The sequence below is a fragment of the Actinomycetota bacterium genome (genome assembly GCA_035697485.1).
Taxonomy (GTDB): domain Bacteria; phylum Actinomycetota; class UBA4738; order UBA4738; family HRBIN12; genus JAOUEA01.
In genome coordinates this window covers 22,468-49,137 of sequence record DASSCU010000025.1, presented here as the reverse complement: position 1 = coordinate 49,137, position 26,670 = coordinate 22,468, and the positions used below count along the sequence as shown (strand labels likewise).

The window sequence follows — 26,670 nt, the reverse complement described above, 5'->3', positions numbered from 1 at the left end:
GACCTAGCATCGAGTGCATGGGTGCTGGGGCACCGATGCCGCGGTGGTATGACATCCCGGTCCTCTGGCTCGGACTCCAGGCGATCGTGTTGGCCGCGTTCGTCGGGCTCGTTCGGTGGCTGTCGCCCGAGCTCAGCGACGCCACGACGGGGATGCTGGTCGGAGGTGCGCTGGCGGTGACCGTGATCGGCGCGGCGCTGCTCAAACGGTCGCTGATCAAGCGGGACGAGGCCCGGAGGACTTCCCCCTGAACGAATCGGATACCGTCGACCTCTCGCCGGTCAGACGGCGACCAAGGTGCCCTCCGCCTCGTCGAGCCCGGCTTCCGTGTCACACAGCTTGTCGCGCATCGCGATCAGGCCGCCGACCTCGCCGGCCGCCACGGCAGCGAGCCCGATGTCGCGGGCCCGCGCGAGTCGGGTCTCCTCACGGAACACGCGCACGAGCGCGAACAGGCCGAACGTCGCGGCGCCCACGATGCTGACGACGTAGAGCACGGGGTGCTTCGCGTAGAAGCGCACGATCGGGTCCATCTCTCCTCCTCCGGATACCGTCTGCACCTCAATGGTGGCGAGCCCGCCCGATCAGGCGGTGGCCGAACGACCCGATACCGGCGGCGCATCGCGCGAAGGCTCCTGCTTCCCGATGGCGCTTCGATCGCCCCGAGATAGGGTCCGTCGTATGCCGAAGCGCACGATCGCCGGGGACCTACCGGCGCCGATGCTCGCCAAGCTCCAACCCGAGATGCCGACCGGAGAGGGCTGGACCTACGAGCCGAAATGGGACGGGTTCCGCACGATCGTGGCGGTGGGCGACGACGGCACCGTGCGGCTCGCGAGCCGCGACGGTCGGCCGCTCGGCCGGTACTTCCCAGAGGTCGTCGCCGCCGTCGAGGCGGCGGGAGAGGGTTCCTTCGTGGCCGACGGTGAGATCGTCCGCGTCACCGACGGCTCGATGGAGTTCGACGAGCTCCAGCTGCGGCTGCATCCGGCGGAGTCGCGCGTGCGCAAGCTCGCCGGCGAGATCCCGGCGACGCTCGTGCTCTTCGACCTGATCCGCGAGCGAACGGAAGACCTCGCCGGACTCCCACTCGCGAGGCGTCGCGCGCATCTCGCGTCGCTCGCCAAAGAGCTCGGCTGGCTCGAAGCGTCGGGCGATCTGCCGTCGATGCCGCCGGCTCCGGCCGTTCTGGTGGCGCCCTGGACCGCCGACATCGACGCGGCGCAGGCCTGGTTCGACGACGACGACGGGCTCGGCCAGGACGGGGTGCTCGCGAAGCGAGACGATCAGCCGTACCTCGCGGGGGAACGCGGCTGGGTGAAGGTGAAGCACCGGCGCACGCTGGACGTGGTGATCGGCGGGTACCGCCTGTCGAAGTCGCGCGACGGCGTCGGCGCCCTGCTGCTCGGGCTGTACGACGATGCGGGCACGCTCCACTACGTCGGGCACACCTCGTCGTTCAAGGCGGCCGAGCGGCGTGAGATGCTCGCCGAGCTGCGGACGCTGGAGGGCCCGAGCTTCGTGGGAGGACGCGCGCCGGGCGGCCCGAGCCGCTGGACCGGAGGCCGCGACCTCGAGTGGGTCGCGATCGACCCGGTGCTCGTGGCAGAGGTGACGATCGACCGCATGCAGTACGGACGGTTCCGGCACGCGGCGACGTTCGTGCGCTGGCGTGACGATCGTGATCCGACGAGCGTGCGGTTCGAGCAGCTCGGCGTCGAGCCACCCGAGTGGCCCGACCCCGGTGCGCTGAAGTAGTCTGGCCTGGACGAGCTAGGCCGACTGCGCTTTCAGCTCCTCCTTGCGGGCTTGCATCCGGTCGCCGAGATCGTCGAGCTCCGAGTCGTCGAAGACCTTCTCGGCCTGCGGGAACATCTCGCCTTCCTCTTCCTCGATGTGGTGCTCGAGGTTCTCCTTCATCACGGTGAACTTCGCCATCCAGGTCTCGTCGCTGGGCTCGACACCCTCGATCTCGGTCATCACCATGTCGACGACGTGGTGCTCTTCGTATCCCTCGAGCGCGAGCTCCTTCGTCTTCGGGTGCTCCTTCAGCGCCGGGTAGAAGACCTCTTCCTCGATCGCCTCGTGGATCTCGAGCTCGCGCTTCAGGGTCGCGAGGCCCTCGGTACGCGTCTTCTCCGCGCGCTCAGTCGTGTTCTCGAGGTCGGTGAGCATCTTCTTGACCTCGTCGTGGTCCTGCTTCAGCAGCTTCACGGCGTCCATATCGAATCCCCTCGTGCTCGGCCCGCGCCTGATGCGCCGGATCGCACGGAAGGGGTTCCCCGATCGGCGGCTCGCAAACCCGTGCCGCGGTCGGGGGGCGGTGTCCTCTCGGGCGACCGTCAGTGGCAGGAGGCGGTGCCCGAGTCACTGAAGCTCGATCCGCCCTCGACGAGGAATCGCCAGTCGTAACCGGTGGATCGGAGGGTGAGCTTCAGCACCCCGAAGGTCGAGCCGATGCCGGCGACGCTGTTGGGGTGCCTCGAGCCGGCCGAGTCGATGCCGCCGTGGCTCTTCCCGCCCGTGCCCACCACGAACTGCACGACGCCGTCGGACCGCGCGTTGCCCTGGGGGTTCTGTGGCGCGAACCGCTCGTAGAAGTGAGAGTCGCCGCTCAGGACCATCTCGGCGCCGGCCGCGTACAGGTCTTCCCAGAACGGAAGCATGGCGGCGCTCACGTCGGGCTTGTTCCGCTTCGACCGGAACCTCGGCTCGTGCAGCAGCGCCATCGTGCAGGACGCGTTCGATGCAGCGAGATCGCTCTCGAGCCAGTTGTTCTGGGGGCTGCCCTCGCCGCAGCCTCCGGGGATGCTGGTGCACTCGGCGTTCAACGCGACGACGTGCCATGACCCGATGTCGAAGCTGTAGTACCCCCGGCTCGGATCCAGCGCCGACGATCCGTACGGAGCCAGCTGGTTCTGGAAGTACGAGAGGTACCCGTCCGGGCCCGACGATCCGCAGCCCGTGCCGCTCTTCGCATACTCCTCGTCGGCGAGGATCGGGTGGGTGATCGACTTGTACGCCCCCCAGCTCTTGTCGTAGCTCTGCTGGAACGCCGTCAGGCCGCCGCACTCGTACTGCTGGTCGCCCAGCGTCAGGACGTGGTCCGCCCCGGAGAGAAGCGCCGCCGTGTACTTCTGGCGGCACCGCGTCGACGTGCCGTTCCCGCTCTTGAAGTTCGTGTCGGCCGGGTCGCACGCGATGTCGCCCGCCGCCATGACGACTGTCTCGTCCGTCGGCGGCGGCGTGGCGGGCGTTACCACGATGAGCGGCGAAGACGGTGCGGAAGAGCCGATCGAGTTGGTCGCACTCACGGTGTACGAATACGAGGTCTCCGGGTCCACGGTGCCGTCGGTGTGCGTCGGCGCTCCCGTGTTCGCGAGGAAGACGCCGTCTCGGAAGACCGTGTAGCTGTCGGCTCCCGTGACGGCATCCCACGCCAGAGCGACCTGGCTCGCCGAGACCGACGTCGTCTGGAGTCCGGTCGGCGTCGCCGGCGGATCGGTCGGAGGCTCGGTGGGAGGCCCGCCGGTCACGAACGTCGTCGAGATCACGACGTCGTCGAAGACGGCGTCCATGCTCGAGCTCGTGGAGTCGTCGCGGCCCAGCAGGACGCTCGCGACGTTGGCCGTGCCGAAGTTCTGCGTGCCGCTGAGCGGGTCGATCCTCGCGCCGTTGTACCAGACCTCCGCCGCACCGGACGCCCCGTTGACGAAGATGCGCAGTTGCAGCTCGAAGAAGGTTCCCTGCGGCACCAGGACGCCGCTGCGCTTGCTCGCTCCGGAGACCTTGTTGTTGAGCACGAGCTCATCACCCGCGGAGACGTTCAGGGTCGCGAGCAGCCCGCCGGTCGGGCTCAGCGCGCGCAGCACCGGCATCGACGCGGAATGGCTCACGACGTCGACGAAGCTCCGCACGTACACGTCGGCGACCGGGCTGGCCAGGTCCGCCTGCGCGTAGGCCGGTTGTGCGGACGCCGTCGCGCGTCCGGCCCAGGATCCCGACCGGACGATCGCCTGCTGGGCGGTGAAGTTCTGGGTGGGGCCCCAGCTGGCCAAGGTCCCGGACTCGAAGCCGTCGTTGAGCAGATCTGCGGCCGATGCGGGCGCCGTCGCGGCGAGCGTACTCGTCACGACGATCGTCGCCAGCACGAAAGCGGTTGCACGGGGGGAACACTTCATTGACCGAAGCCTCCAGCCGGCGTCACGGGACGCCGGACCTACGTCGATCGCACCAGACGGTGCCGACCGACCGTATCGTAGCGGAGCATCGCGCGTAAAGGGTCGTTCCGTCGGACTCAGCGATGGCACCGCTGCGTGCCCCGGTCCAACGTCGTTCGTCCGACGGCGAGGAACCGCCACTCGTACCCGCTTCGGTGCAGATCCATCCGGAGTACGCCGTGTCGGTGATCGATCCGGCGCTGTGACCCACGATCGCCGTCCGACGGAAGCCCGTAGAGGGGGCCGCCGCCGGTGCCGACGACGAACTGCCTGATCCCGTCCCGTCGCGGCGCGCCGGTCGGACCGAGGAGCGCGAACCGTTCGTAGTTGTGCTCGTGCGAGTTCAGCACCACGTCGACCCCAGCACGGAAGAGCACGCCCCAGAGCTCCCGGGCGCGTTCGTCGCCGCCGTGCTCGTGGCCGGACGAGTGAAGCGGGTGATGCCAGTAGGCCAGCTCGCACCGAGAGCGGTCGCGGCGCAGGTCCCGGCGAACCCACCGGAGGAGCGAATCGTTGGGCCGCCCATCGCCTGTGTTGATCGATAGCAGGTGCCACCGACCGAGGTCGAACGCGTAGGAGCCGTCGTGCGGTGCACGGTGCGCCCGGCCACCGAAGTACCTGAAGTACCCGTCGGCGTGGGGCGTCTGGTACTCGTGGTTCCCAGGTGTGGGGAACGTCCGTCCCTTGAACCGACCCCAGGTGCGATCGTAGGAGGACCGGAAGTCCTCGAGCGAGCCGTCCGGGTACTGCAGGTCGCCCAGCGCCAGCACGGCGCGCGGCCCGATCGAGCGGACCAATCGAGCGGTCCTCCGCTCCGGTGTGCACGGGTCGCCGCCGCACGCGATATCTCCCGCAGCGACGATGACCGGAGCCCGCGCGAGCGCGGGCTGCGTCGCGGCGAGCGGCCACAGCGCGATCGCCGCGACCAGCGCGATGAACCGTCGAGACCGTGTCACCGACCCTCCTCGTGTCGCTCTGATGGCACTTCCTCCCTCGCGTCCCAGCACGGTACCGACCGTGAGGGCCCTTGACACCGCCGCGGACGCTCCCGAGCATCGGGAGAGTCATGGACGTTCGGAGCTGACGCGATGACCCGCTCGGGGCGACGGGCACGGATCCCCTCGGCGGGCCTCATCGTAGCGGCGGTCGCGTCGGTCCTCGTCGGCGCCGGCATCGTGCTCGCCGTGACGGCCTCGGACGATCACCCGCCGGCGCGGACCGGCGGGGTCGCGACGCCGATCGAACCGCTGCCGCCGGAAGCGCTCGCGGTGGTTGCTGCCGGCGACATCTGTCTCCCGCAGCCCGGATCGTGCCGGCGGACCGCGACGCTCATCGACGGTCTCGACCCAGACGCGGTCCTGGCGCTCGGCGACAACCAGTATCCGGACGGGACGATCGATCAGTACCGATCGAGCTACGGCGCCACGTGGGGGGCGTTCCTCGACATCACGTACCCCGTCGCGGGCAATCATGAGTGGAACACCGAGGATGCGAAGGGGTACCTCGACTACTTCGGACGACCGTATTGGTACACGTTCGTCCTGGGCGACTGGCGGTTCTATGCCTTGGACGGCACCTGCGACGAGAACGGTGGGTGCGCGGTCGGCGACCCGCAGTACGAGTGGCTCGCGGCGCAGCTCGAGCAGCGATCGGACCGGTGCATCGTCGCATTCTGGCATCAGCCCCGATTCTCCTCGGGCAGCGAGCACGGATCCGATGAGGCCGTCGCGGAATTGTGGACGTTGCTCGAGCACGCGGGCGCCGATCTCGTGCTGAACGGTCACGAGCATCACTACGAGCGATTCGTACCCCAAGACGCCACCGGGAGTCCGTCGCCCGGCGGCATCGTGGAGATCGTGGTCGGCACGGGTGGCAACACGCACGTGTATCCGTTCGGCGATCCGCTCCCGACCTCTGCCGTGCGTCTCGAGGAGCTCGGAGTCCTCGAGCTCGGCTTGCTCGAGGACTCCTGGCTCGCGCGGTTCGTCGAGACGAGTGGTGAGGTCGCCGACCGAGCTCGAGGCGACTGCTGATCCTCCTCACCCCGGGTCCCCTCGGGGCTTCCCTTTCCGCTCCTGCTTCGAGGCCTCCCATTCGGCGACCTTCTTCGCACGAGACGGGTTCACGCGAAGCGGCTCGTCGTCGCCCTTCGGGAAGTGGGGGGGCCACGGCGCGTCGCCGAGCCCGCCCTCGGCGTCCTTCGCCGCGAGCTCGAGCAGGGAGTCGAGCGTGCCGACGTGGTCGTCGATGTCGGCGCCGGGATCGCCGATCTCGCGCAGTCGGTCGGGCACGGTGCGCAGCGTGAACCGCTCGGGCTCGACGTCGGCGACCTCGTCCCAGTGCAGGGGTGTGGAGACGCGGGCGTCGGGCATCGGCCGGATCGAGTATGCGCTCGCGACCGTGCGATCGCGGGCGTTCTGGTTGTAGTCGAGGAAGACGCCGGTGCGCTCCTCCTTCCACCATGCGGTCGTGGCCACGCCTGGCATGCGCCGCTCGACCTCCCGCGCGAACGCGAGGGCCGCCCGACGCGTGTTCGTGAAGCCGTTCCCGCGCTCGACGCGGGTGTTCACGTGGATGCCGCGCTTCCCGCTCGTCTTCGGGAAGCCGATCAGCCCGTGCTCGGCGAGCACGTCGCGAGCCATCAGGGCGACGCGGCGCACGTCGTCCCACGGCACGCCGTCGGTCGGGTCGAGATCGACGCGCAGCTCGTCGGGGTGGTCGACGTCGTCGGCGCGTACGGGCCACGGGTTGCACTCGAGGCAGCCCAGCGTGGCCGCCCACACGAGCGCGGCCTCGTCGTGCATCACGGGCATCGACGCGGTGCGCCCGCTCGGGAACTTCACCGTCGCGGTGCGCACCCAGTCGGGAGCCCCCTTCGGGATGCGCTTCTGATAGAAGGGCTCGGTGTCCTCGCCGGTCACCCCGCCGGGGAAGCGGTGCAGGATCGCCGGGCGGTCGTGGCACCCGTTGAGGGCGGCCTCAGCCACGGTCGCCCAGTACTCCACGACCTCGAGCTTCGTGATCGGCCCCCCCTTTGCGTCGGGGAAGTAGACCTTGTCGGGGCTCGTGACCTTGATGTCCCGCCCCTGCATCGAGATCGTGATCGACGGCGTGGCCATGGCGTGAACCGTACCCCGGTCGCGGTCACGCCCATGCCCGGTAGGAGGCCGTTGCGGCTTCTCCTTCGGTGAGCCCGTTCGTGCCTTCGATCGATCCGCCGGTCGCGTAGACACGGCGCGCGCTTCCGGCGAGCGCGACCCACTGCGTGGACGACCAGATGCCGTCGTAGGTCGTCGTCCCGCGCCGGCCTCCGTTCCCGAGGGCGAGCGCCGTCACGAACGCCTCCCCGTGCCGTCGGGCGCCGGCGGCGTAGACGATGTCGCCGCCGGGCGGCGCGTGCAGGGCGTAGATCCCGTAGGCGTCGACGCGTCGCAGCTCCGTCGACCATGCCCGGGTGCCGTCGTCCGAGTCGAACGCGGCCACCGTGCCTCGACGCCCGATACCGCCCTCGACGACCAGCAGCGAGGGCGTAGCCGCCAAGGTGGACACGAGCCGGAGTCGATGAAGGTCGCGCGACCAGATGACGGTCCCATCCGAGGGGTCGAGTGCAGCGAGGCTCGGGACTCGGTCTTCCCAGGCGACGAAGAGCGACGTCGGGCCGGCTGCGAGGAGCTCGAACCCGCAGTCTTGGGTCGGACCGAGAACATGGAACCACGACCGGGCCCCGTCCGTGGGCGAGAGAGCGGCGGCGGCCGCGTTGCAGTCACCCCCGACGTCGACCGTGCCGCCGAGGACGATCGAGCCGTCGGACGTCACGGCGAGCTCGCTGGGGGACCCGCGTCGGTAGGCGCGACCCAGGTGACCCGTCCATGTGCGGGCGCCGGACGATGCTCCATAGGCGACCACGAGCCAGTGCCCCTTCGCGTTCTCGGTACGCACCGAGCCTGCGATGTAGACCTGCCCACCGTCGGGTGCGACCGCGACGTGGTGCGAGCTGCCGGCTCCGGGGGGGTCGAGGCGTGACCGCCACAGCCGTTCGCCCGTACGCCCGTGCAGCGCGGCGGTGAGGAAGAGCTGTCCGCCGCTCCACCGGTTCCCACCGGTGACGTAGAGGAGAGCACGCGACGGGTCGGCCGTGATGTCGTTGACCACCATCTTCCGGTTCGACCATCTCCACAGCTGCTCGCCGGTCCGCGCCGCATAGGCCACGATCGTCGACGGGCCACTGTGCAGGTCGGACATCAGGACGTACACGCGTCTGCCGGTCGCATCCACCGCCAGCGCGGATGCCGACATCGGCGAGGTCGGACGGGTAAAGGTCTCGAGCCATCGAGCACGGGCCGGCGCCGCGGCCGAGGCGTCGGAGGGCGCGAGCATCGTCATCGCGATCACGCAGCAGATCGCCATGACGATCGATCGCACCGAAGCCGCGATGGACACCCGTCGCTCACCACCCTCGTGCGGGCGGGCTCAGGCTAGGCAGCCACCGTCGCGGAGGCAAGGGAACGAAACAGCTCAGGGTACGATCGCTCAGTGAACCGCTGGTTCGTGCTCGCGATCGCGGTGCTCGTGGTTGGGCTGGTCGTGACGTTCCGGCTTCCTTGGGGCGATTGTGACCTGCTCCCCACCCCGGAGTGCGGCGAGGGGCCGAACCGGTTCTTCGTCGGCTCCGTCACGGTCGTCCTCTCCGCATTCTTGGCCATGCTCGGCGTGATCCGCGGTCGCGGCTGAAGCGAGCCCGGGGCGACGCCGATGCCGATGGGCTGACCTTCTACGACGCGCCGGTACCCGCTCGTTCCCCCGTCTCCTTGACGGCACGCAGCACCGTGTCCCCGATGTCGGCGGGGTTGCGTACCACGCGGTGCCCGAGCGCCTCGATCGCGTCGAGCTTCGCGGTCGCGGTGTCGGACTCGCCGGCGATCACCGCACCCGCGTGCCCCATGCGGCGGCCGCGCGGCGCGGAGACCCCCGCGATGAACGCGACGAGCGGCTTCGACATGTACTGCGAGGCCCACGATGCGGCTTCGACCTCCTGCTGGCCGCCGATCTCGCCGATCATCACGACCACGTCGGTGTCGTCGTCGCCCTCGAAGGCCTGGAGCACGGTCTTGAAGTCGGTGCCGTTGACCGGATCGCCGCCGATGCCGACGCACGTCGATTGGCCGAGGCCGAGCGTGGTCATCTGCGAGACGGCCTCGTAGTTCAGCGTGCCCGAGCGCGAGACCACGCCGACCCGACCCTTCATGTAGATGTGGCTGGGCATGATCCCGACCTTGCACTCGCCGGGCGTGATGATTCCCGGGGAGTTGGGGCCGATGATGCGGGTCGAGCGTCCGGCGAGGTAGCGCTTCGTGCGTACCATGTCCTGCACGGGCACGCCGTCGGCGATGATCACTGCGACGTCGACGCCGGCATCGACAGCCTCGAGCAGCGAGTCGGTCGCGACCGCGGGCGGCACGAAGATGCCGCTCACGTCGGCGCCCGTCTCCTTGACCGCCTCCGCGACGCTGTTGAAGACGGGCAGGCCGAGGTGCGTCGCGCCGCCCTTGCCGGGTGTGACGCCGCCGACGATCGTGGTGCCGGTGTTCATCGCCTCTTCAGCGTGGAAGGTCGCATGCTGGCCCGTGAACCCCTGGATGATGACCTTCGAGTCCTTGTCGACGAAGACGCTCATGCGGGAACCCCCTCGGCCGCGAGCACGGCCTTCGCGGCGGCGTCGTCCAGGTCCTGTGCCTGGATCAGCTCGAGGCCGCTCTCGTCGAGGATGCGACGGCCTTCCTGGACGTTCGTGCCGGCGAGGCGCACGATCACCGGCACGCCGATCTCCTGGTCCCGTGCGGCCTGCACGACGCCCTGGGCGATCCAGTCGCACCGGTTGATGCCCGCGAAGATGTTGACGAGGATCGCCCGAACGTTCGGGTCCTGCAGCACGATGCGGAACGCGTTCGCGATCTTCTCGGGGCTCGCGCCGCCGCCCACGTCGAGGAAGTTGGCCGGGCGTCCGCCGTGGTGCGCGATCGCGTCCATCGTGCCCATCGCGAGCCCGGCACCGTTCACGATGCAGCCGACCGAGCCGTCGAGCGCGATGTAGTTCAGGCCGTGGCCCGAGGCCTCGACCTCCTTCGGGTCCTCCTCGTCGAAGTCGCGCAGCTCCACGACGTCGCCCTGGCGGAACAGCGCGTTATCGTCGAAGCTCATCTTCGCGTCGAGCGCGACGAGCTCCCCGTCCTCGGTCTCGATGAACGGGTTCACCTCGAGCATCAGGCAATCTCGATCGCGGAAGAGCCGGTACATGCGCTTGAGCAGCCGGGTGAACGACGTCGTCTTCTTGCCCAAGCCGATCGCGGTCGCCACCTTCCGAGCCTGGAAGTCGAGCAGCCCGACGCCGGGGTCGATGTACTCGGTGTGGATCGCGTCGGGGTTCGACGCAGCGACATCCTCGATGTCGACGCCACCCTCGGCGCTCGCGATCACGACGATGCGCTGGGAGTCGCGATCGACGACGAGCGAGAGATAAAACTCGCGCTCGATGCGAGAGGCACGTTCGACGAGCACGCGGCTCACGCGCTGGCCCTCGGGTCCGGTCTGCTGGGTGACGAGCGTCGAGCCGAGCATCTGGTCGGCGAGCTCGGCCACGCGCTCGGGGGTGTTGCCGACCTTGACGCCGCCGGCCTTGCCGCGGCCGCCGGCGTGGATCTGGGCCTTCACGACCCACCGCTGGCCGCCGAGCTCCTCGGCGACGCGCGCCGCGGCCTTCGACGTGTAGACGACCTCGCCGCGCGGCGTCGTCACACGATAGTGCCGCAGCAGCGATTTCGCCTGGTACTCATGGATGTTCACGTCGCGTCCCCTCCCCGCACGCGCATCTGCTCGACCTTGCGCATCAGGTTCTCGGCCATGCGGATCGACGCCGCATCGATCAGGCGGCCGTCGAGCGAGACCGCCCCCTTGCCTTCCTTCGCGCCTTCCTCCATCGCCTGCAGGATGCGCTCGGCCCGCTCGATCTCGGCCTCGGCCGGCGTGAAGACCTCGTTCGCGAGCTCGACCTGCGACGGGTGGATCGCCCACTTCCCCTCGCACCCCAGTGCCCCGGCACGGCGGGCAGCGCTGCGATACCCGTCGGCGTCCGAGTGGTCCCCGAAAGGACCGTCGATCGGGCGCAGCCCCTGCGCGCGACACGCCGCGACCATGCGCGAGATGCCGAAGTGCCACTGGTCGCCCCAATGGATCTCCCGTGCTCCCGTCTGTGGCCCGGGATCGGTGAGCACGGAGTAGTCGGGATTCGCGCCGCCGATGTTCGTCGTGCGCGCCTGCACGCTGGCCGCGTAGTCGGCGACCCCGAACACCATCGCCTCGAGACGGTCGGGCCGGGCGCGCGAGATCGCCTCGACGTTGGCCATGCCGGCCGCGGTCTCGATCAGGATGTGGATGCCGATCCGCCCCGGTTCCCATCCGTTGCGCTGCTCGATCTGGTCGAGCAACGTCGCGACGAACTCGACGTCGCTCGGCGATCCCACCTTGGGCACGAGCACGGTGTCGAGCATGTCGCCGCGTGCCTCGACGACCTCGATCACGTCGCGGTAGCACCAGTGCGTGTCGAGGCCGTTGATCCTCACGCTGATCGCGCAGCGGGTCCAGTCATGTGCGCCGAGCGCCTCGATCACGTTCGTGCGCGCCTGCTCCTTGTCGTCGGGTGCGACAGCGTCCTCGAGGTCGAGGAACACCACGTCGGCCCCGAGCGTGGGCGCCTTCTCCATCGCCCGCAGGTTCGTGCCGGGCACGGCGAGCTCGCTGCGATGTAGCCGCCCCCGGTTCATCGTCGCCGCCCCGCCACGGAGCGCCTCAACGAGGCAGCACTGCGTCGAACGCGGCGAGCACGCGGTCGGCGGTCTCGCGGTTCGCGTTGACGCCCATGAGGCCCACCCGCCAGATCGGCGGTGCCTTCGGCCCGAGTCCGCCGCCGACCTCGATTCCGTGCTCGCGCAGGATGCGCGTCTGGATCTCCTTGCCGTCGACGCCTTCGGGCACCTTGACCGCGGAGAGCTCCACGAGCTGGTGGTTCGGGTCGGCGAGCAGCTCGTAGCCGCGCGAGCGGATCTCGTCCTGGAAGTACCGCCCTGCGTCGGCGTTGCGCGCCCATCGCGCCTCGAGGCCCTCTTCGAGGGCCAGACGGATGCCCGTGTACAGCGCGTAGTACTGCAGGATCGGCATCGTGTGGTGGTAGGTGATCGGCCGGTCGATCCAGTACTTCGAGAGCTCCTCGAAGTCGTAGTAGTACGGCACGGGGCCTTGGTGCCGCTGCATCGCGGCCACGGCCCGTTCGCTGATCGTCACCGGCGCGATGCCGGGAGGGCAGCCGAGCGCCTTCTGCGAGCACGAGTAGCCGTAGTCGATGCCCCATGCCTCGGCCTCGACCTGCTGGCCGCCGAGCGAGGTCACGCAGTCGGCGTACAGCAGCGCGTCGCTGCCGGCCGCACGCATCGCCTCGGCGAGCGCCTCCAGCGGGAACTCCGCGCCCGTCGAGGTCTCGGCGTGCACCACGCTCACGATCTTCGCGTCGGGGTTCGCCGCGAGCGCCTCCATGATGCGGTCGACGCTCACGATCTGACCGAAGTCAGCGGTCAGCTCGATCACGTTCCCGCCCACGCTGTGGGCGAAGTCGTTGAGGCGGGAGCCGAAGAATCCCCAGTGGCAGCTGATCACGGTGTTGCCGGGGTCGGCCAGGTTCAGGAAGCCCGCTTCCATCGCGCTCGTGCCCGACGAGCTGAGCGCGATCGTGAGGCCACCCTCGGGCCGGCGCCAGAGCGCGCGCATGCCGGTCACGAGGTCCAGCAGGATGTCCCAGAAGTCGGGGTCGAGGTGCCCGTTCATCGGCAGCTGCATCGCCTCGAGCACCTTCGGATGCACGTTCGACGGGCCGGGGCCGCAGAGCAGCCGCTCGCCCGGATCCAGCGCCGGGATCGTCGGGTCGGTCATCGTGGAAGCCTCCCTCCCGCGGGCAGCCGCGGTCCGTATCGCGTCTTGAACGACGGTTCAAAGACGACTCGAGTATGGCACAGCGACGATCCCGTCCGGTAGTCGGCGCGCCTGGCCACGGGTTCGCGACCCGCGGTCAGCTGGGCGCGCCGAGCCGCCCCAGCAGCGCGTCGCGGACCAACGCGATGTGGGCGCGGTGTTCCGCCTCGTGCTGCAACAGGTGATGGATCACCCAGGCCGGGCTCACGTCGAGGGACTCGCCGGCGCGCGGTGCGTGGAAGTCCTCGACCGACATCGGCTCGATGTGCTCGTGCACGATCGCCCGGACCGCGGCGAGGCGTTCCAGATGGGTCGCGAGCGTCTCGCCCCGCACGACGGTGAGCGTGCCCTCGCCCTCTCGGTCGGCATAGGGCACCAGGTCCTCTGGCCAGGGCACGCCCGACGCCTCGATGAGCAGGTCGACGAGCAGCCAGTCAAGCTCGATGAGGGCGATGTGGTACAGCAGCGTGCCGATGCTGTTCGGCGCCCCCGCCGGCCGCTCGTCGAGCATCTCGTCGGTGACGTCGTCGAGCTCGCGGATCGTGTCGTGGCGGCCGTCGTCGAGCGCCGACAGCCAGCGCCCCACCTCGGGCGCCTCGGCGATCGGTTCGAGGATCAAGAGCTCCCGTTCCATCAGCCGCAGGCTACCCCGTGTTGCGCAGCCCCGCCGCGACCCCGTTCACGGTGGCCTGCACGAGTCGTTCCGCCCGACCCCGTCCGTCGAGGAACCGCAGCTGCAGGAACGAGAGCGCGTCGACGTAGGGGTTGCGCAGCTCCACCGCCCGCTGCAGCTCAGGGCGGCAGTCGAGCAGCTCTGGGTGACCCGCCACCTCGAGCACGAGCTCGGTCGCGCGGGCCATCTCGTCGCGGATGGCGGCGGTCAGGTCGTCGCGCTCGCCACGGGCGAGGTACAGCTCGGCGATCGCCGGGTCGGCCTTGGCGAGCGAAAGCTCCGCGTTCTCGATCAGCGCCGTGAAGAACGGCCAGTCGCGGAACATCGCGCGGAGCGTCGCGAGCCCGCCCCGCTCGCCGGTCACGGCGTCGAGGCCGGCCCCCAGGCCGTACCAGCCGGGCAGGTTGACGCGGCTCTGTCCCCACGCGAACACCCACGGGATCGCGCGCAGGTCGTCGAGCTCGTCCGCCTCGCCGATGCCGCGGGCCACCGGCCGCGAGGCGATCGGCAGCGTCGAGATCTGCGCGATCGGGGTGACCCGCCGGAAGAACCGCACGAACCCCGGGGCGCGCACGAGGGTCTCGTAGGCCTCGCGCGAGCGGTTCGCCATGAGCGCGATCTCCCGCTCGAACCGGTCGGCGGGATCGGGGCCGGACGGCGCGGCGCTCGCGCGCACCACCGCCGACGTGAGTTGCTCGAGGTGCCGGCGGGCGAGCACCGGCTCCCCGTAGCGCGCGAACGCCATCTCACCCTGCTCGGTCACGGTGAACCTTCCGTCGACCGAACCGGGTGGCTGTCCGAGGATCGCGCGGCTCGCGGGCCCGCCACCGCGCCCGAGCGCGCCACCTCGTCCGTGGAAGATCGTGAGCCGCAGGGCGTTCGCGCGCGCCCAGGCCGCCATCGCTCGTTGGGCGCGGTACAGCTCCAGGTTCGCGGCGAGCACGCCGGTTTCCTTCGCGGAATCGGAGTAGCCGACCATCACCTGCAGCTCGCGCTCTCGCCGGCGCAGCAGCTGCCTGGTGCCGGGGAGCGCGACCCATGCGGCGAGGATGTCCGTGGCGGTTGCAAGCTCGTGCCTCGATTCGAGCAGGGGCACGGGCTGCACCTCGGCCGGCCGCGATGGGTTCGCGAGGCGCGCGAGGGCGAACACGCCGGAGAGGTCGCTCGCCGATCGCGTGAAGCTCACGATCACCCGCTCGCAGGCCTCGTGCCCGAGCCGATCCTGCACGTCGCGGATCGCCCGGAACGTGGCCAACACCTCGCGGGTGGCCGGGGTCCTCGCCCCCCGGGGCGACGGCTCCGTCACGCGGGCCAGCCGGTCGAGCGAGCGCGCGTTCCCGGCTGCCCGCGGCGCGAGCTCGCGCAGCGCCTCGTCGAACACCTGGGCGTGCTGACGCACCTCCATCTCGGCCAGGTGGAAGCCGAAGGTCTCGGCCTGCCACCGCAGGTGTTGCAGCTCGCCCCACGCCAGCGCCGGCGCCCCGCCCGCGTCGAGCGACCGCTGCAGCACGTCGAGGTCCGCGATGAACTCGCCGGGGTCGGCGTACGCTCCCCGCCCGCGCGCGCGGGTGGCGGCGAGCCGGTGTGCGGCGAGCCCGAGCGAACGCCGATGCGGGGCGTCGGGAAGCTTGCGGGCGAGTTCGCGGGCCGGACCAGGGAGCGCGCGCTCGTCGCGCACGAGGGCGAGCCGCAGCGCCGTCGACGGCGGCACGTCGCGATCGCTCACCGACAGGGTGCGCGCGATGCGACGGGTCGCGGCCTCCAGGCCGCGGAGCACGTGGTCGGTGGCGATCGCCGACGCCGCCCCGGTGGTCTCGGCCGTGACCGATGGGTTCCCGTCGCGGTCGCCGCCGACCCACGTGCCCCACCGAAGGAACGCCGGGAACGACGGTGCCCGTGAGCCGCTGCTCTCGGGGTCGAGCGCGCGGTCGACCTCGCGATAGACGAGCGGAAGCGTCGTGAAGATCGTCTGGTCGAACAGCGCGAGCATCGCGCGGACCTCGTCGAGCGGCTCGGGTCGGTGGTGACGCACCGGGTCGGTCCGCCACAGGCCGGCGATCTCCTCCCGCAGGCGGCGCATCGCTTCGGTCGACTCGGGCTCGCCGAGGCGCGAGTCGTCGAGGCGGTCGAGCAGGTCGCCGACGCGCCACACGTGTTCCACGACGGCGCGGCGCTTCGCCTCGGTCGGATGCGCGGTCAGCACGGGTCGGATGCGCAGGTCGCCGAACGCTCCCGGCGAGGTGCGCGCGCCGAGGGCCGCGATCGACCCCTCGACGGGACGCTGGCCGTGTGTGCGGGCCCGCAGGTCCCGGATACGATGCCGCTCCTCGGCCAGGTTCACGAGCTGGAAGTAGCAGGTGAACGCCCTGATCACCTGCTCCGCGCGCGAGCTGTCGAGCGACCCGACGAGCTCGACCACGCGTCGTCGCCGGGCCTCGGTCGCACGGCCGCGCAACGCGATCGTGGCTCGACGGAGCGCCTCGACGTCACCGAGGAGCTCCGGCCCTCCGCTCTCGGCGATCGCGTCCCCGAGCGTCGTCGTGAGCAGCCTGACGTCGCGCCGCAGCTCGGGCGGCATCGGACGGGCCCCGCCACGGGCCCGGGCGGCGGCCGACCGGGCGGGCACCGACGTCATCCCCCGAACGCGTCGGGGTTCAGCAAGGTCGGCGGCCGCGTGCCGTCGATCGCCGCGAACACGTTGTCGACGACCAGGTCGCCCATCGCGTTGCGGGTGTCGACCGTCGCGCTGCCGAGATGCGGGATCACGACGACGTTCTCGAGCGTCAGTAGGCGCGGTTCCACCTCGGGCTCGCGCTCGAAAACGTCCAGCCCGGCCGCGAAGATCTCGCCGGACCCGAGCGCGTCGGCGAGCGCCGACTCGTCGATCACGGGGCCTCGCGAGGTGTTCACGACGACCGCGGTGGGCTTCATCGCCCGGAACGCCTCGGCGTCGAACAGGTGGCGCGTCTCGGGTGTGAGGTTGGTGTGGATCGAGACGAAGTCGGCTTGGCCGAGCAGCTCGGTGAACTCCAACCGTTCGGCACCCGTCTCGGCCTCGACCTCGGCCGGCAGCGGCACGGCGTCGCTGTAGACGACGCGCATGCCGAAGCCCTTCGCGCGGCGCGCGACCGCCTGCCCGATACGCCCGAACCCGACGATGCCGATGGTCTTGTGGTGCACGTCCTGGCCGAGCATCATCAGCGGTCCCCAGATCCACGGGGTGCCGGCCCGCAGGAACCGCTCACCCTCGCCGACCCGGCGCGCGGCCGCCATCAGCAGCGCGAACGCCGTGTCGGCCGTGGTCTCGGTGAGCACGTCGGGCGTGTTCGTCGCGAGCACGCCGGCCTCGGTGCACGCGGCCACGTCGACGTTGTCGAATCCCACCGCATGGTTGGCCACGATCTTCAACTGCGGCCCGGCGGCCGCGAGGAACTCCGCGTCGACCTTCTCGGTCAGCATCGTCACGATCGCGTCGTGTCCGGCGATCACCTGCAGCAGTTCCTCGCGAGGGATGCCGAACTCGTTCTCGTGCACCGTCACGTCGCATCGTTCCTGCAGACGGGCTCGGGGCGCCTCCATGATCGGACGGGTCACCAGCACGTTCGGTCGGTCGGTCATCGCTTTTCCTCCGTGTCGTCGGCCGCGCCGGCCACGCGTCCGGCGGGAAGCTTCGCAGTATGCCGTGTCGGCGTCGCGGTCCGATAGCCCGCGCCGCCGGCGATCGTCGCGGCTAGGCTGCGACCTCGTTGCTGATCTCCACGCCGATCGAGACCGACCGACTGCGCCTGCGCGCCTTCCGCGCCGACCGCTCGGACGTCGAGGCACTGCACGCCGTGCTGGGCGATGCCGAGTCGATGCGGTACTACCCCGCGCCGTTCGATCGCGATGGTGCCCGCGCGTGGATCGAACGCCAGCTCGAGCGCTACGAACACGACGGCTTCGGGCTGCTCGCGATCGAGGACCGCTCGACGGGCGAGGTGATCGGCGACTGCGGCCCGACGGTCCAGGAGGCTGACGGCGAGCCCTACGTCGAGCTCGGGTGGCACGTGCTCGCCTCGCGACAGCGCCAGGGCATCGCCACCGAGGCCGGGCGCGCGTGCCGCGATGCGGCCTTCGCCGTGCTCGACGAGCTGTTCCTGATCTCGTTGATCCGCCCCGAGAACGTGCCCTCGAGGCGCGTCGCCGAGAAGCTGGGGTTCGACGTGTGGCGCGGCACGATCAGGGCCGGCTGGGGCCACCTCGTCTACCGGCTCGATCGCCCGTCGTAGGGGCCGACCCGGGCTTGATCAGCCGATGGGCGTGGGTCGGCGTCCGCGCGCGAGGCGCTCGAGCGCGGGTCGACGCTCGATCCTCGCCACCACTGGGTCGATCGTCCGCATCATCAGCGGGTTCAGCGTGATCGAGACGAGCGCACCGGCGAGCACGAGCGACTCGGCCTCCAGACTCATCAGCCCGAGTGAGCGGCCCAGCTCCGCGAGGATGAACGAGAACTCCCCGATCTGACTCAGCCCCGCCGCCACCGTGAGGCCGGTGCGCGCGGGACGCCCCGCGACGACCACGATCGCGAACGCCGCTATGGCCTTGCCGATCACCACGACGAGGGCCACGACCACGATCGCCTGCCACCGATCGACGAGGGTCGCCGGGTCGATCAGCATGCCGACGGAGACGAAGAAGAGCACCGCGAACGCCTCCTGCAGCGGGATCGCGTGCTCAGCGGCGCGGTGGCTGAGGTCCGACCCGTTCACCGCGACGCCGGCGAGGAAGGCGCCCAGCGCTACCGAGACGCCGAAGATCTTCGCCGCTCCGTATGCGAGCCGAGCGCGGTCGCGAGCACCGCGAGCACGAACAGGTCGTTCGCCGAGCCGCTCCGCCCAGCCGAGCAGGATGGGCACGACCCGTCGTCCCACGACCAGCATCAGCGCGATGAAGGCGATCAGCTTGGCGAGCGTGAGCACGAGGTCGAGCACGAGGGAGCCGTCGTTGCCGGCCTCGGCCGACCCACCGAGCGCACCGGCGAGCCCCGGCAGCACCACGAGGGCGACGACCATCACGACGTCCTCGACCAGGAGCCAGCCGACCGCGACGCGGCCTTCCTCGGTCGCGACCCCTCCGCGCTCCTCCAGGGCCCGCAGCAGCACGACCGTGCTGGCGACGGAGAGCGCGAGCCGAAGACGAACCCCTCGCCGGGCGGCCATCCCCAGACCCACGCGACGCCCATACCCAGCAGGGTCGCCACGGTGATCTGCCCGAGGGCGCCGGGGACGGCGATCCCGCGGACGCTCAGCAGGTCGTCGACCGAGAAGTGCATGCCGACCCCGAACATCAGCAGGATCACGCCGATCTCGGCGAGCTGCGTTGCGAGTTCTGCGTCGGCGTCGAACCCGGGCGTGAACGGGCCGACCGCGACTCCGGCGAGCAGGTAGCCCACGATCGTGGGCAGGCCGAGCCTCGCCGCGACCAGTCCGCCGGCGAACGCGGCCGCCAAGCTGATCGCGATCGTCGCGATGAGCTGTGTGTCTCCGTGCATGCCGGGCCCTCCGTGGGCGGTCGATCCCTCAGTGCAGGTCGAGCAGGTCGCGGACCGCAGCGGCCACCGCGCGACCGATCACCTCGTGGTCGGCGGCCTCGAAGTGGATGCCGTCGATCGGGCTCGACTCCGCGAACGGTGCCAGGTCGAGCAGCGGCACCTGCGCCTCCTCCGCGAGCCTTCGGTACGCGTCGGCGAAGCCTCTCGACTCGAGCTCCCCGTGAGGGGAGTCGTATGCCCAGACCCCCAGCGGCCCGAACGGCGGCGAGATGAGCACGAGCACCTCGGGGGGCTCCTCGTCGGGGCCGGCGTCGCTGGCGCGCACCAACTCTGCGAGCGTGATCGCGCCCCGCGCCACATCCTGGGCAGTGAGCCCGCCCGGCACGAACAGGTCGTTCGTGCCGAGCCAGATGATCACGAGGTCGAGCGGGGCGTGTGAGTTCAGCACGACCGGAAGGTGTGTCCTGCCGTTGCGCCCGGGTTCGAACGGGTCTTCGAAGACCGTCGTTCGGCCGCTCAAACCTTCCTCGATCACGTGGACGTCCTCGCCGAGCTCGCGTTGCATCACCCCCGGCCAGCGTCGCCAGCGCTGCAGGCGTTCCTCGGTCGAGGCCTCGAGCCCCCAGGTGTTCGAGTCGCCGTAGCAGCAGACCGCGGTCACGGGCGTGATCGGTCGGCCGGGGTCACCCGGCGATGTCGATGCGTTCGATCACGATGTCGTCGGTCGGACGATCCTGTGCGCCGGTCGGGGCCTTCGAGATGCGCTCGACCACGTCGTATCCCTCGGTGACCTCGCCGAAGATCGTGTGTCGGCCCGTGAGCCAGTCGGTCGGCGCTACGGTCAGGAAGAACTGGCATCCGTTCGTGCCGGGTCCGGCGTTGGCCATCGCGAGCAGTCCTGGCCGGTCGAACGACGGTCCGTCGGGCGGGCACTCGTCGCCGAACGTGTACCCGGGCCCGCCCATGCCGGTGCCGGTGGGGTCGCCGCCCTGGATCATGAAGCCGTCGATCACCCGGTGGAAGATCGTGCCGGGATACAGGGCGTCGGTCTTCGTCTCTCCGTCGCGAGGGTCGGTCCATCCCTTGGCGCCCGTGGCGAGCCCCACGAAGTTCGCGACCGTCTCCGGCGCGTGCTCGGGCATCAGCTGCACGGTGAACGAGCCTTCGCTCGTGACGAACGTGGCGGTGGACATGAGAGCGGCTCCTCCTCAGGGTTCGGACTCGGGGTTCGGACTCGGGGTTCGAAGGGAGAACCTCCAGTCTACCGACGGCACGATAGTTGCGTGCGCAACTATCGTGCGCGTACGCTGGATGCATGGCATCGGACGCGAAGCTCCAAGCGTGGTTCACGTTCCTGCAGGCCCACGACGCGGCGACCGGGTCGTTGGACGCCGAGCTGCGCGAGCGAGCGGGGCTGACGCTCTCCGACTACGAGGTGCTCCTGCACCTCGACCGGGCCGCGGGCTCGAGATTGCACTTGGCCGATCTCGCTGCGAGCGTGCTGCTGACCGCGAGCGGCACGACACGGGCGGTCGACCGCCTGGAGCGCGACGGCTTCGTTCGACGGGTCCCCGACCCGAACGACGGACGCGCGACGTTCGTCTCGCTCACCGCCGCCGGGCGGAGGCGGTTCCACGCCGCGGCGCCCGTGCACCTCGCGGGCGTTCGGGCGCGGTTCCTCGACGCGATCACGAAGCGCGACGCCGAGGCGCTGCGGTCGATCGCGGTGAAGGTGCTCGCCGCGAACGGGCGTGCCGAGCGGACCCTCTAGCGGCACGTCCTACCGAAGCGCGGCCCCGGAACGCACGACGCGTCCGAGCCAGCCTCCCGCGACGAGCGACGTCACGATCGCGAGCATCACGAGCACCGCGTAGAAGCCGCCGTCGACGATGCCGGCGTCGAAGGCCACCGAGGCGAGCACGATGCCGGGGCCCCCGCGCGCGTTCAGCGCCACGCCCAGGTTGCGGGCTCCGGCCGCAGATTCGCCCGCCCACCGCGCGCCGAGCCACACGCTCGCGTACTTCGCGGCACACGCCACGGCGAGGAAGAGCAGGAAGAACAGCGGCTCGAACCCGTGGAGCAGGTCGAGGCGCAGCCCGACGATCGCGAAGTACAGGGGGATGAAGAACGCGAACGAGAAGCTGCGGATCGTCTCGCGGGCCGCCTCGGCGCCCGAGGTGTCCTCCGCCGAACCGACCACGATGCCCGCGACGAACGCGCCGAAGAGCGGCACCACGTCGAGCGCGACCGCGATCATCGTGACGGCCAGCATGAACACGATCTGGAACGCGATCGCGCTGCCGCGCTTCACGACGTTGAACCGGAAGCGGAGGATCGCCCGATAGACGGGCGGGCCGATCCACAGCGCGAGCCCGAGGAACGCGATCGTCGCGACGACGTGGAACCCGATCGTGACCGCCGAGCCGGGCTCGAGGTCGAGGACGGCGGGCAGGCCGACGCCCGCGCCGGCGCTGCCGGCGACCAACCCGAGTGCGATCGCGAGCAGCACGTAGATCGCGACGTCCTCCAACACCGCCACGGCGAGCACGATGCGGGCGAACGCCGTCTCCAGGATGCCCAGGTCGAACATGATGCGCGAGATCACGGGGATGCTGGTGACGGCGATCGCGAGCGCGAAGACCAGCACGAACGCCGTGCGATCGCCAGCGGGACCGACGTGCGCGCCGTCGGGGAGCAGCGCCACGAAGGCGAGGCCGACCAGGAAGGGAATGACCATGCCGGTGACCGTGACCGCGGCCACCGTGCGTCGCTCGTCGGCCTGGAACGACGATCGGATCTCCGACCCCGCGCTGAACATCAGGAGGAGCAGGCCGAGCTGGTACATCGCATCGAGCACGATCGGCACCGGGCCCGAGTCGGGGAACACCTGTTCGTGCAGACCGGGCGCGATCGCGCCGAGCACGGTCGGCCCAAGCAGCAGCCCCCCGACGATCTCGCCGATCACCCGTGGCTGGCCGATGCGGTTCGCCAGGTACCCGAGGGCGTGGGCGGCGATGAGCAGCGCGGTGAGCGCGAGCAGGAGCCTCGCGAGTTCCAGGCTGCCCAACGTCTCCATGATCGCCTCTCGTGCCGTCGCTCTCGTGCCTCGGATGCACGTCGGCGGCCCGATGTTCGGGCCGCCGACGATGTTCCCGGAGCCGCAGGACTACGGGAGGTCGGTGAACCTCGCGATGAAGAACTGTGCGTTCCCCGACACCTGGGTGAACTGACCACCGACCCACACCTGTTCGCCTCGCACGAGGATGTCCCACGGCCCGAAGAACTTGCCGTCGAAGGAAGGCGTCCAGTCGCTATACGCGAAACCGTCGAGGTCGGCCGTGGCGAAGCGGGTGCGTGACACCTTCTGGCTCGAGTCCGGGTTCGCGGGGGTGTTGGCGAAGTGCCCGCCGAAGAGGATCCGGTCGTCGCCGTACAGCGCCACCGTCTGCACGTTCCCTCCGGTGTGGAGATCCCAGACGAGGTTGCCGGTGTCGTCGCTCAGGTCGTACCGGAACAGGTGGTTCGAGCCTCCGCTGCCCATGATCAGCGCGTCACAGGTGGCGGCGAGGTCGTAGGCCGACGTCCCCGACGAGATGTTCCCGACCGTCGCCCACGGGTCCAGCGCCCCGGTGGTCTTGTCGAAGATGGCGGCGAGCTTGCGATCCTGGAAGGAGGCTCCGGTGCCGGCCGCCTTCTCGAAGCTGCCGCCGACGATGATCTGGCTGCCGTCGCACGTGGTCGCGAACGAGCGGGCGAGGCCGCTGGTGCGTGGCCGCCACGTGCTGTTGAGCGCACCGGCGCCGTTGAAGGCGGCGAGCCGCTGTCTCGTGAAGCCGTCGACGGTCTTGAACTTGCCGGCGATGTAGAGCATGCCGTCGTGTGCGAGCATGCCGCGCACGTAGTCGTCGGTCGTGCTGCCGACCTCGGGTGAGAAGTCCGTGACGAGGGCTCCCGTCGTGGCGTCGACGGCGGCGAGGTTCGTCCGAGGCTCCCCGTTGACCGACGTGAACTTGCCACCGATGTACAGCTTGCCGTCCAACACGGCGAGGGCGTAGACGATGGCGCCGTCGCCCGCCACGGTGACCTTGAACGTCCGCACGCCTTCGCCGGTGGTGGCGTTCAGCGCACCCACGTTGACCGTCTTGATCGTGCCGTCGGGGCACGTGACGCCGGTGGGGCACCGGCGCAGCGACTTGAACTTGCCACCCAGGTAGACCCTGTCGCCGCCCGTGGCGACGGAGTACACGATGCCGTTCGTCATCCACGTCGTGTCCGGATCGTTGCTGAACGCCGCCGACGCAGGCGAGATCGAGCCGGCGATCGAGGTCACCGCGATCGCGAGCACGAGCGTCATTCGGGCGAAACGTCGAGTCATGTCAGGTCCTCCGTTCGGGGGCGGGGGGCGTGAGGGGGAGCTCCGCCCGATGGTAACGACGGTAGCGCGGGCCGGGGGAACGTCACCATCCCTCGAAGGGCCATGCGTCGCTGCGAAGGTCGTAGGCAGAGGGGAGGTCAGTCGACGTCGTCGCCCTCGGGCATGCCCACGAGTCGGACCTCGCCGGCTTCCACCTCGAACCTTGTGAGCGATCCGCGACCGACCGGGATACGCCAGCGATCACCGGGCAGATCGAGGATCGTGGCGGCCACGAGCCGGATCATCACGGCATGCGTCACGGCGGCGATGCGCTCACCGGCGTGGCGCTCACCGATCAGCGTGATGGCCTCGACCATGCGCTTCTGCGCGTCGGTCAGCCGCTCGCCGTTCGGACACACGGCTTCTTGGGGTGCCTCCTTGTATCGGACGAAAGCCTCGGGGTCGAACATCGCGGCTTCCTCCGACGTCATGCCCTCCCACTCGCCGTAGTCGAGGTTCACGAGGCCGTGCAGGATGCGCACGTCGGGGATGCGGCACTCGTCGGCGATCACCTGCGCCGTGTTGATCGTCCGGCGCAGCGGGCCGGCGTACACCGCGGCCAGGCCCATCGGCGACAGTGCCCGAGCGGCCTCGACGGCGTCCGCCCATCCCTGCGCGTCGAGCGGCACGTCGCGACGACCTCGGTAGCGGTTCTGCACGTTCAGCGTCGTCGTGCCGTGACGGATCAGGTACAGCTCACACACGCCGGTTCGGACGGGCGCGGGGCGCTCTTCGTCCGACGCCGACATCATCTCGGGTGTCGTTGCCATCGGGGGGAACCTCCACGCGGTTCGTGGCCGTGCCGGCGCCTCGCCGGGTCGGGGGTCGGCCGACGTTGCGGACGGTACGACAGTCGCGGAACGAAGGTCAACGAGGGGACACGGAGTTCCGACCTTCGGGGCTTCCGGTGTGGACGTTCGGCCTAGAGCAACCGAGATGTTGCGTCTCTGCGGAAATACATCGAACCATGGAGGCGCGGCCAGATGACCTCCGGTATCATGCAGACGTTCCCACCCCATACGGAGCCCCTCCCGGCCGACGACTCGGTCTCGTGGGCCGTACGACCAGGAGTACGCAGGTTGTCCGACACAACCAGGATCCTCGACCTCCGCGACTACTGGCAGCTGGTGCGGGCCAGAATGTGGACCGTCGTCGCGATGGCGGTCGTCGTCGCAGCGATCGCCGGGGCGTACGTGGCTCTTCGGCCACCCGTGTACTTCGCCCAGGCCAAGGTGATCGTCGAGCCCATCGTGAACTCCGCCATCACGGGCACCTCGGGCAACTCGTCGGCGTTCGAGCCCGACATGGCGGTGGAAGCGGAGATCGTGCGATCGATCGACATCGCCCGCTCGGTGGGCGAGGACCTCGGTCTCGCGACGCCTCCGGAGCAGCTCGTCAAGTCGGTGCGGGTCGAGCCGGTCCGCGACGGCGCGGTCATGTACGTCGGCTACTCGTCGAGCCGCCCCGAGACGGCGGCGACCATCGCGAACGCCTTCGCCCAGCAGTACCTCGATGCCAGGAAGGCGCAGGTCGAGGCCGAGGTCGACGCGGCGATCGAGCCCCTCGAGACGCTGGTCACCCAGCTCGAGGCGGATTGGGGCGAGGTCCAGGCGGAGCTCGAAGCCGCCAACGATCCGGGCGAGCGCGGCACGCTCGAGGCCCGCAAGCGCCGGATCGAGTCGGACATCGAGCAGTACTCCGCAGCGATCGTCGAGATCCGGGCGAACGCGGGGAGCACGCGCGGGGGCCAGATCGTGCAATTCGCCGTCGCCCCGTCGGCCCCGTCGGGGCCGGGGCTGGTGATCGCGGCGATCTTCGGCGCGTTCGTCGGAGCGCTCCTCGGTGCGGGCCTCGCGATCGTGCTGGGGTTGCGCGCCAACCGCGTGGGCGGGCGGGACGAGCTGGCCGAGTACATCGACGCGCCGGTGATGGGTGTGATCCCGGCCGTCGAGGAGTGGTCGAGTCGTGAGCGGGCCGAGCTCGTCTCGCGCGATCAACCCGGGGCCCCCGCCGCCGAGGCGTACCGCACGCTCGCGACCAACATCCGATTCCTCCGCTCCCAGCGTCCGGTCGGTGTCATCGTCGTCACCAGCGCCCTGCCGGGCGAGGGGAAGAGCGCGACCACGGCGAACCTCGCGGTCGTGCTGGCGGAGACCGGCCTGCCCACCCTGCTCGTCGACGCCGATCTCCGGCGCCCGCGGGCCGAACGGTTCCTCGGCGTGCCGCAGGGGGCAGGGCTCCGTGAGGCTCTCGAGGGAACCGAAACCCTCGAGGATCTCGTGATGCCCACCGCCGTGCCGAACCTCTCGATCGTGCGGAGCGGTCAGGTGCCGAACGACCCGGTGTCGATGCTGGCCGGCCCCCAGGCCGCCTCGGTCTTCCACGACATGCGGCGGCTCGCGGACATCGTGATCTGTGACGCTCCGCCGACGCTGCCGGTCGCCGACGCGTCGATCCTCGCCGAGGCCGCCGACGTCGTGCTCTTCGTGCACGATCCCGCGATCTCGAATCGTCCCGCCCTCGAGGACGCCGTGCGGCAGCTCCGCACGGCGGGGGCTGAGATCGCCGGCGGGGTGTACAACAACATCACCTCTTTGCAGCGCACCGGATTGGGCTACGCGAGCTACGACCAGTACTACGGACCCGACGATCGAGCGAAGAGCGCCGCCGCGTCGCGCCCGGCCCGGGGACAGGGCGAGGGATCCGAGCGGCCCGTTCCCCCGCCCCCGGGCGCGGGCCAGTCCGCCGTCGCCGGGAACGGCGGCAAGCCCACGGTCACGACGCCTGAGGTATCGAGTTCGCGCGGGAGGCGGTAGCC

Annotated in this window: 25 protein-coding genes and 1 pseudogene; 7 read left to right on the top strand and 19 right to left on the bottom strand. The window is 70.3% G+C overall.

The window, feature by feature from the left end; genetic code table 11:
• Nucleotides 1–17: 17 nt before the first annotated feature.
• Nucleotides 18–251 carry a hypothetical protein gene (locus tag VFI59_08015; protein ID HET6713639.1) on the top strand — a complete coding sequence of 78 codons (234 nt, stop codon included), beginning with the start codon at nt 18–20 and terminating at the stop codon, nt 249–251.
• Between the two features lie 30 nt (nt 252–281).
• Here VFI59_08015 and VFI59_08010 read toward each other — a convergent pair whose 3' ends face one another.
• Nucleotides 282–533 (bottom strand): hypothetical protein, encoded by a 252-nt coding sequence (locus VFI59_08010; protein HET6713638.1) that lies wholly within the window; start codon nt 531–533, stop codon nt 282–284.
• A gap of 148 nt (nt 534–681) precedes the next feature.
• Here VFI59_08010 and VFI59_08005 point away from each other — a divergent pair, with 148 nt between their 5' ends.
• Nucleotides 682–1,758 (top strand): ATP-dependent DNA ligase, encoded by a 1,077-nt coding sequence (locus VFI59_08005; protein HET6713637.1) that lies wholly within the window; start codon nt 682–684, stop codon nt 1,756–1,758.
• 15 nt (nt 1,759–1,773) lie between these two features.
• Here the strand turns inward: VFI59_08005 and VFI59_08000 are convergent, their stop codons facing one another.
• The 3 genes from VFI59_08000 to VFI59_07990 all read right to left on the bottom strand — a co-directional run bounded on the left by VFI59_08000 (nt 1,774) and on the right by VFI59_07990 (nt 5,176).
• Nucleotides 1,774–2,223 (bottom strand): hemerythrin domain-containing protein, encoded by a 450-nt coding sequence (locus VFI59_08000; protein HET6713636.1) that lies wholly within the window; start codon nt 2,221–2,223, stop codon nt 1,774–1,776.
• Nucleotides 2,224–2,342: 119 nt separating this feature from the next.
• On the bottom strand, nt 2,343–4,181 hold the full coding sequence (locus VFI59_07995; protein ID HET6713635.1) for a hypothetical protein: 1,839 nt from the start codon (nt 4,179–4,181) through the stop codon (nt 2,343–2,345).
• A gap of 116 nt (nt 4,182–4,297) precedes the next feature.
• A complete protein-coding gene (locus tag VFI59_07990; GenBank protein HET6713634.1) occupies nt 4,298–5,176 on the bottom strand; it encodes a metallophosphoesterase in 879 nt (292 codons plus the stop codon).
• 132 nt (nt 5,177–5,308) lie between these two features.
• Between VFI59_07990 and VFI59_07985 the strand changes: the two genes are divergently transcribed.
• Nucleotides 5,309–6,253, top strand: coding sequence for a metallophosphoesterase (locus VFI59_07985; protein ID HET6713633.1), 945 nt, complete (start codon nt 5,309–5,311; stop codon nt 6,251–6,253).
• Between the two features lie 6 nt (nt 6,254–6,259).
• Here the strand turns inward: VFI59_07985 and VFI59_07980 are convergent, their stop codons facing one another.
• Complete coding sequence (locus tag VFI59_07980; GenBank protein HET6713632.1) at nt 6,260–7,339, bottom strand: DNA primase small subunit domain-containing protein; 1,080 nt, start codon at nt 7,337–7,339, stop codon at nt 6,260–6,262.
• A 25-nt stretch (nt 7,340–7,364) separates the two neighbouring features.
• Complete coding sequence (locus tag VFI59_07975; protein HET6713631.1) at nt 7,365–8,660, bottom strand: PQQ-binding-like beta-propeller repeat protein; 1,296 nt, start codon at nt 8,658–8,660, stop codon at nt 7,365–7,367.
• Between the two features lie 93 nt (nt 8,661–8,753).
• Between VFI59_07975 and VFI59_07970 the strand changes: the two genes are divergently transcribed.
• A complete protein-coding gene (locus VFI59_07970; protein ID HET6713630.1) occupies nt 8,754–8,951 on the top strand; it encodes a hypothetical protein in 198 nt (65 codons plus the stop codon).
• A 40-nt stretch (nt 8,952–8,991) separates the two neighbouring features.
• On the opposite strand, the gene sucD is transcribed toward VFI59_07970, so the two are convergent.
• The 7 genes from sucD to VFI59_07935 form a co-directional block, all read right to left on the bottom strand.
• Nucleotides 8,992–9,894 (bottom strand): succinate--CoA ligase subunit alpha, encoded by a 903-nt coding sequence (sucD, locus tag VFI59_07965; GenBank protein ID HET6713629.1) that lies wholly within the window; start codon nt 9,892–9,894, stop codon nt 8,992–8,994.
• Nucleotides 9,891–11,060, bottom strand: coding sequence for an ADP-forming succinate--CoA ligase subunit beta (sucC, locus tag VFI59_07960; protein HET6713628.1), 1,170 nt, complete (start codon nt 11,058–11,060; stop codon nt 9,891–9,893). The genes sucD and sucC overlap by 4 nt, the downstream gene beginning before the upstream one ends.
• Nucleotides 11,057–12,037, bottom strand: a complete 981-nt coding sequence (locus tag VFI59_07955; GenBank protein HET6713627.1) for a CoA ester lyase — start codon at nt 12,035–12,037, stop codon at nt 11,057–11,059. The genes sucC and VFI59_07955 overlap by 4 nt, the downstream gene beginning before the upstream one ends.
• 25 nt (nt 12,038–12,062) lie before the next feature.
• On the bottom strand, nt 12,063–13,196 hold the full coding sequence (locus tag VFI59_07950) for an aminotransferase class V-fold PLP-dependent enzyme (GenBank protein HET6713626.1): 1,134 nt from the start codon (nt 13,194–13,196) through the stop codon (nt 12,063–12,065).
• 136 nt (nt 13,197–13,332) lie between these two features.
• Nucleotides 13,333–13,869, bottom strand: coding sequence for a DinB family protein (locus tag VFI59_07945; GenBank protein ID HET6713625.1), 537 nt, complete (start codon nt 13,867–13,869; stop codon nt 13,333–13,335).
• 10 nt (nt 13,870–13,879) lie between these two features.
• Entirely contained in the window at nt 13,880–16,543 is a 2,664-nt protein-coding gene (locus VFI59_07940; protein ID HET6713624.1) for a phosphoenolpyruvate carboxylase, read from the bottom strand.
• Nucleotides 16,540–17,526, bottom strand: coding sequence for a D-glycerate dehydrogenase (locus VFI59_07935; protein HET6713623.1), 987 nt, complete (start codon nt 17,524–17,526; stop codon nt 16,540–16,542). The genes VFI59_07940 and VFI59_07935 overlap by 4 nt, the downstream gene beginning before the upstream one ends.
• Nucleotides 17,527–17,654: 128 nt before the next feature.
• On the opposite strand from VFI59_07935, the gene VFI59_07930 reads away from it, so the two are divergent.
• On the top strand, nt 17,655–18,176 hold the full coding sequence (locus VFI59_07930; protein HET6713622.1) for a GNAT family N-acetyltransferase: 522 nt from the start codon (nt 17,655–17,657) through the stop codon (nt 18,174–18,176).
• A gap of 18 nt (nt 18,177–18,194) precedes the next feature.
• On the opposite strand, the pseudogene VFI59_07925 reads toward VFI59_07930, so the two are convergent.
• The 3 genes and pseudogenes from VFI59_07925 to VFI59_07915 form a co-directional block, all read right to left on the bottom strand.
• Nucleotides 18,195–19,438 (bottom strand): annotated as a pseudogene (locus tag VFI59_07925) (cation:proton antiporter).
• Nucleotides 19,439–19,466: 28 nt separating this feature from the next.
• Entirely contained in the window at nt 19,467–20,099 is a 633-nt protein-coding gene (locus VFI59_07920; protein HET6713621.1) for an SGNH/GDSL hydrolase family protein, read from the bottom strand.
• Nucleotides 20,100–20,121: 22 nt separating this feature from the next.
• Complete coding sequence (locus VFI59_07915) at nt 20,122–20,631, bottom strand: peptidylprolyl isomerase (GenBank protein HET6713620.1); 510 nt, start codon at nt 20,629–20,631, stop codon at nt 20,122–20,124.
• A 122-nt stretch (nt 20,632–20,753) separates the two neighbouring features.
• On the opposite strand from VFI59_07915, the gene VFI59_07910 reads away from it, so the two are divergent.
• Nucleotides 20,754–21,209 (top strand): MarR family transcriptional regulator, encoded by a 456-nt coding sequence (locus VFI59_07910; GenBank protein HET6713619.1) that lies wholly within the window; start codon nt 20,754–20,756, stop codon nt 21,207–21,209.
• Nucleotides 21,210–21,218: 9 nt separating this feature from the next.
• On the opposite strand, the gene VFI59_07905 is transcribed toward VFI59_07910, so the two are convergent.
• The 3 genes from VFI59_07905 to VFI59_07895 all read right to left on the bottom strand — a co-directional run bounded on the left by VFI59_07905 (nt 21,219) and on the right by VFI59_07895 (nt 24,622).
• Entirely contained in the window at nt 21,219–22,514 is a 1,296-nt protein-coding gene (locus VFI59_07905) for a cation:proton antiporter (protein HET6713618.1), read from the bottom strand.
• 90 nt (nt 22,515–22,604) lie between these two features.
• Nucleotides 22,605–23,813: a hypothetical protein gene (locus VFI59_07900; GenBank protein HET6713617.1), complete on the bottom strand. Its 1,209-nt coding sequence runs from the start codon at nt 23,811–23,813 to the stop codon at nt 22,605–22,607.
• Between the two features lie 137 nt (nt 23,814–23,950).
• Nucleotides 23,951–24,622 (bottom strand): histidine phosphatase family protein, encoded by a 672-nt coding sequence (locus VFI59_07895; protein ID HET6713616.1) that lies wholly within the window; start codon nt 24,620–24,622, stop codon nt 23,951–23,953.
• A gap of 309 nt (nt 24,623–24,931) precedes the next feature.
• On the opposite strand from VFI59_07895, the gene VFI59_07890 reads away from it, so the two are divergent.
• Nucleotides 24,932–26,668: a polysaccharide biosynthesis tyrosine autokinase gene (locus VFI59_07890; protein ID HET6713615.1), complete on the top strand. Its 1,737-nt coding sequence runs from the start codon at nt 24,932–24,934 to the stop codon at nt 26,666–26,668.
• The last annotated feature ends 2 nt before the right edge of the window (nt 26,669–26,670 follow it).

Excerpts from the sequence above, each read along its gene's own strand:
- VFI59_07905 (HET6713618.1), bottom strand. The coding sequence starts at position 22,514 with ATGGAGACGTTGGGCAGCCTGGAACTCGCGAGGCTCCTGCTCGCGCTC.
- VFI59_07910 (HET6713619.1), top strand. The coding sequence starts at position 20,754 with ATGGCATCGGACGCGAAGCTCCAAGCGTGGTTCACGTTCCTGCAGGCC.
- VFI59_07950 (HET6713626.1), bottom strand. The coding sequence starts at position 13,196 with ATGACCGACCCGACGATCCCGGCGCTGGATCCGGGCGAGCGGCTGCTC.
- VFI59_07945 (HET6713625.1), bottom strand. The coding sequence starts at position 13,869 with ATGGAACGGGAGCTCTTGATCCTCGAACCGATCGCCGAGGCGCCCGAG.
- VFI59_08010 (HET6713638.1), bottom strand. The coding sequence starts at position 533 with ATGGACCCGATCGTGCGCTTCTACGCGAAGCACCCCGTGCTCTACGTC.
- VFI59_07935 (HET6713623.1), bottom strand. The coding sequence starts at position 17,526 with ATGACCGACCGACCGAACGTGCTGGTGACCCGTCCGATCATGGAGGCG.
- VFI59_08015 (HET6713639.1), top strand. The coding sequence starts at position 18 with ATGGGTGCTGGGGCACCGATGCCGCGGTGGTATGACATCCCGGTCCTC.
- VFI59_07985 (HET6713633.1), top strand. The coding sequence starts at position 5,309 with ATGACCCGCTCGGGGCGACGGGCACGGATCCCCTCGGCGGGCCTCATC.
- VFI59_07900 (HET6713617.1), bottom strand. The coding sequence starts at position 23,813 with ATGACTCGACGTTTCGCCCGAATGACGCTCGTGCTCGCGATCGCGGTG.
- VFI59_08005 (HET6713637.1), top strand. The coding sequence starts at position 682 with ATGCCGAAGCGCACGATCGCCGGGGACCTACCGGCGCCGATGCTCGCC.
- VFI59_08000 (HET6713636.1), bottom strand. The coding sequence starts at position 2,223 with ATGGACGCCGTGAAGCTGCTGAAGCAGGACCACGACGAGGTCAAGAAG.
- VFI59_07915 (HET6713620.1), bottom strand. The coding sequence starts at position 20,631 with ATGTCCACCGCCACGTTCGTCACGAGCGAAGGCTCGTTCACCGTGCAG.
- VFI59_07895 (HET6713616.1), bottom strand. The coding sequence starts at position 24,622 with ATGGCAACGACACCCGAGATGATGTCGGCGTCGGACGAAGAGCGCCCC.
- VFI59_07980 (HET6713632.1), bottom strand. The coding sequence starts at position 7,339 with ATGGCCACGCCGTCGATCACGATCTCGATGCAGGGGCGGGACATCAAG.
- sucD (HET6713629.1), bottom strand. The coding sequence starts at position 9,894 with ATGAGCGTCTTCGTCGACAAGGACTCGAAGGTCATCATCCAGGGGTTC.
- VFI59_07940 (HET6713624.1), bottom strand. The coding sequence starts at position 16,543 with ATGACGTCGGTGCCCGCCCGGTCGGCCGCCGCCCGGGCCCGTGGCGGG.
- VFI59_07955 (HET6713627.1), bottom strand. The coding sequence starts at position 12,037 with ATGAACCGGGGGCGGCTACATCGCAGCGAGCTCGCCGTGCCCGGCACG.
- VFI59_07995 (HET6713635.1), bottom strand. The coding sequence starts at position 4,181 with ATGAAGTGTTCCCCCCGTGCAACCGCTTTCGTGCTGGCGACGATCGTC.